The organism is Eubacterium sp. MSJ-13, from assembly GCF_018918235.1.
Classification (GTDB): domain Bacteria; phylum Bacillota; class Clostridia; order Lachnospirales; family Lachnospiraceae; genus Butyribacter.
The window spans coordinates 1-4,021 of sequence record NZ_JAHLQE010000153.1; the positions used below are offsets into that span (position 1 = coordinate 1).

The following is a 4,021-nucleotide window of genomic DNA, read 5'->3' on the forward strand; positions in this document are numbered from 1 at the left end:
CCACTTATTGCTCTACGCAATAGAAGTGGGGGACTTACTTGATAGTGTTAAATTATAGTTTTTTAGATGAATGATGCAGGGGCATATGAATATTACTATTCATATGCCCCTGTTGTGCGTCGGGAAAAATGTCGTGGTTTGACAAAAATTATTTTGTAAGTTACGATATGTGGTATAAATTTCACGATTTTGTAAATGTTTTTAAGATACGAGTGTTTTGAACAAGACGGCTTTGCAACGTAAAACCGTCTGGAAATGAGGTATTTATGTTTGTTTTGAGATGGTTTCTGGGGCTTGGCACAAGAATTAAATGTATTATTATCACAGTGCTTGTATGCACTCTGTTTTTTGGTGGTATCCTGCTTAAGGTTCATTTTTCAGGAAAATCTGAACCGAAAGTTTCCTATTCTAATGTATATTCTGAAAAGGTCAAAGGGCTTAGTGAGCTTGCAGTGTTAAGCACTACTTATAACGGGATCACTGAGGTTAGAAATAAATGGTTTATAGATGTGCTCGATGAGGTAGCTCTTATGGAGTATAAAGCACAGGTGAAAGTAGGAGTTGACCTCTCGGCAGCAGATATAAAAGTTGATGATAAGAAAAAGACTATTGATGTTAAACTTCCTGCCGCTGATGCAGTCGAGATAAATATTATAAAAAGCAGCATAAAATGGGATGATGTTTCGTGGAATAAACTTGAGGGAAAGCAGTTTGTGAAACAGGGACTTATACAGGCTGAGAGTGAGTGTAGAGACAGGATTGATGAGACAGACATGGTTGAAAAGGCAAATATGAGGGCAAAGATGCTCGTTGAGGACATATTTGAAGGTGCAAAGAAATGCAGGGAACCATATAAAGTCAATGTCTCAATTAAAGACGGTGATGATATTAAAGAGAATGTCGGAGTCACTGAACAGTAAAATGTATCATATAAAATTATAAACAAAAGTGGGAATAGGATTTGGTGAGGTTTATGGAAGACAAAAAGAAAATTGAAGATAAGTTCAGTATCGGGATTAAAAAGAACAAAGAAAGAAGAAGAGAAGACACTATCAGTGAAAATGTGTTTATGTATAAATATATGAGAACAGCCAGAAGCATAGCTGCCGTAATAGTAGTTATGTGTGCTGCGTTCATAATACTTTATGTGAAAGTAAACAATGGCAATAAAGATAAATTAAGTGATGTTGTCACTGAAAGTTTCATAAGCGGACAGCTTGAAGAACTGAACGAGCTGGCGGTTTCAAAAGTTATCTTTGACGGAGTTGTTGAGATGGAGGATAACAGCGGGATATTTAAGAAAAAATTTTATATAAAATATACGGGAAGTGTTAAATCTTATGTAGATATGTCAAAGGCAGATATTAAAATAGATGATAAAAAAAGAAAGATAAATGTATATCTGCCACATGCAGTTGTGGGAGAGCCAAATATCGATTCTGATTATCAGATATATGACACATCATGGATAAAGTCAGATAGTTTAGAAGCAACGACAAAAGCACTTGAGAGAGCAGAGGAGGACTGCAAAAAGAAAGTTGATGAAAAGACTATGAAAGAGACATCTGACGGATATGCAAAAGAAGCAGTTGAAAATCTTTTATCATCATTTACTGAAATTACAGAACCGTATACATTTGAAGTTAAATTTGTCTGATGAATAAAGAACACAGGGACAAGGTGTAATAATTTTGCGCATTTACCAAAATGGTGTTACAATATATAAATACTACTAATTCCGTAGTATTTATAGAAAATCAACATTACAGGAGGAGCTAAATCATGAAGGATTACACGATCGATACAAACTGTGTTCAGGCCGGATATACACCGGGCAATGGAGAACCTAGACAGATACCTATATATCAGTCTACAACATTTAAATATGATACAAGTGAAGATATGGGAAAACTGTTTGACCTTGAGGCGGAGGGATATTTTTACTCAAGACTTCAAAATCCTACAAATGACCTAGTTGCAGCTAAGATTGCAAAACTTGAGGGCGGAACGGCAGGCATGCTCACTTCATCAGGTCAGGCAGCAAATTTCTTTGCGATGTTTAATATCTGTGAAGCAGGAAGCCATATCGTATCATCTTCATCTATATATGGCGGAACATTTAATCTGCTTGCAGTCACTATGAAAAAGATGGGGATAGATGTTACATTTGTAGACCCTGACTGTACAGAGGAAGAGTTAAATGCTGCATTTAAAGAAAATACAAGAGCTGTATTCGGAGAATCAATAGCGAACCCTGCGCTTACCGTACTTGACATTGAAAAGTTTGCTAAAGCTGCACATGAACATGGTATTCCACTTATCGTGGACAATACATTTCCAACACCTGTCAATCTAAGACCTATCGAGTGGGGTGCAGATATAGTTACACATTCTACTACGAAATATATGGACGGACATGGGGCTGCTATCGGAGGAGCAATCGTAGATGGCGGAAAGTTTGACTGGATGGCACATGCTGACAAGTTTCCGGGACTTTGCACACCGGATGAGTCATATCATGGGATCACATATGCAGAAAAGTTTGGAAAAGAAGGTGCATTTATCACAAAATGTACGGCACAGCTTATGAGAGACCTAGGCTGTATTCAGTCACCTCAGAGTGCATTTATACTTAATCTCGGACTTGAATCACTTCATGTACGCATGCCAAGACATGTAGAAAATGGACAGGCTGTTGCAGAGTTTCTTGAAAAGCATGACAAGGTGGAATATGTAAATTATCCTACACTTCCTTCAAACAAATATTATGAGATTGCAAAGAAATATCTTCCTGATGGTGGATGCGGTGTTGTATCATTTGAGATAAAAGGCGGCAGACAGGCAGCAGAAAGATTTATGAAAAATCTTAAACTTGCGGCTATAGAAACACATGTCGCAGATGCGAGAACATGTTGCCTTAACCCTGCCACATCTACACACAGGCAGATGACAGATGAGCAGTTAAGGGAAGCCGGTATATCTGCGGGGCTTATAAGGATATCATGCGGACTCGAAGATAAGAATGACCTTATTGCAGATATTGAGCAGGCACTTGAGGCATAATAGTCTGCGAACTGCACAATTTGGGAATATTAGTATGGCCGATAATTAAAAATATTGTCGAAAAATCTAAAAATAACTTGACATTCAAAATATGTACGACTATAATGCTGATTGTAATAAATAAGTTACGATTATATAATATATATAAAAGTTTTGAGAAAATTTGTATATATTTATATGATTGTTACAAAAAAGAAAAATGGAGGCAGACACATGAGAAGAAAAGTGGGAAGAAAGGTCATTTCGACTGTATTATCAGCTGCTTTAATTACATCTGGATTAGCATTCCAGACAGGTGATGTTTCAGCAGCTAAGAAAGTTAAGAAGTTAACTTTGAACAAGAAGAGTGCAACCTTATACAAGGGAGCAGACAAAGCGTATTCTTCAATCACATTAAAGGCTACTGTAAAGCCTACAAAATCTGCAAAGGTTAAATTTACAACAAGCAACAAGAAAGTTGCAACAGTATCATCAAAGGGTGTTGTAAATGCTAAAAAACCTGGAAAAGTTACAATCACTGCAAAAGCTGGAAGCAAGAAGACAGTATGCAAGATTACTGTAAAGAAGATTACAAAGAAAGTAAAGAAAGTTACAGTAAAGAAGTCTAATGTTACAGTTTATGTAGGCAAGACAAGCAAGATTTCTGCATCAGTAACTCCTAAGAAAGTAACACTTAAGAAACTTACATACAAGACAAGCAACAAGAAAGTTGCAACAGTATCAGCATCAGGTGTTATCAAAGGTGTTAAAGCAGGAAAAGCAAAGATCACAGTTGCAGCAGTTGACGGAAGCAAGAAGAAAGCTACTGTTACAGTAACAGTTAAGAAAAAGGCTTCAAATCCTACACCGACAGTAGAGCCAACAATTGTACCTGTTGTACCTGTACCAAGCACAGAGCCAACAGCAGCACCAAGTACTTCACCAGCAGTTACAGCAGCACCAAGTACTTCACCAGCAG

Annotated in this window: 4 protein-coding genes; all 4 read left to right on the forward strand. The window is 37.2% G+C overall.

Going from position 1 to position 4,021, the window contains the following annotated elements:
• Positions 1 to 266 precede the first annotated feature (266 nt).
• Positions 267 to 920 carry a DUF4230 domain-containing protein gene (locus KQI69_RS09460; RefSeq protein ID WP_216565134.1) on the forward strand — a complete coding sequence of 218 codons (654 nt, stop codon included), beginning with the start codon at positions 267 to 269 and terminating at the stop codon, positions 918 to 920.
• Between the two features lie 53 nt (positions 921 to 973).
• A complete protein-coding gene (locus KQI69_RS09465; protein ID WP_216565135.1) occupies positions 974 to 1,657 on the forward strand; it encodes a DUF4230 domain-containing protein in 684 nt (227 codons plus the stop codon).
• A gap of 125 nt (positions 1,658 to 1,782) precedes the next feature.
• The gene (locus KQI69_RS09470; RefSeq protein WP_216565136.1) at positions 1,783 to 3,063 is read left to right on the forward strand and encodes an O-acetylhomoserine aminocarboxypropyltransferase/cysteine synthase family protein; all 1,281 of its coding nucleotides are present in this window, start codon (positions 1,783 to 1,785) and stop codon (positions 3,061 to 3,063) included.
• 213 nt (positions 3,064 to 3,276) lie between these two features.
• Positions 3,277 to 4,021, forward strand: a 745-nt coding sequence (locus KQI69_RS09475; protein WP_216565137.1) for an Ig-like domain-containing protein, incomplete at its 3' end; no start/stop codon positions are given.

What these genes read in the sequence shown, in the direction of transcription:
- KQI69_RS09460 (WP_216565134.1), top strand. Translation starts at nt 267, where the DNA reads ATGTTTGTTTTGAGATGGTTTCTGGGGCTTGGCACAAGAATTAAATGT.
- KQI69_RS09465 (WP_216565135.1), top strand. Translation starts at nt 974, where the DNA reads ATGGAAGACAAAAAGAAAATTGAAGATAAGTTCAGTATCGGGATTAAA.
- KQI69_RS09470 (WP_216565136.1), top strand. Translation starts at nt 1,783, where the DNA reads ATGAAGGATTACACGATCGATACAAACTGTGTTCAGGCCGGATATACA.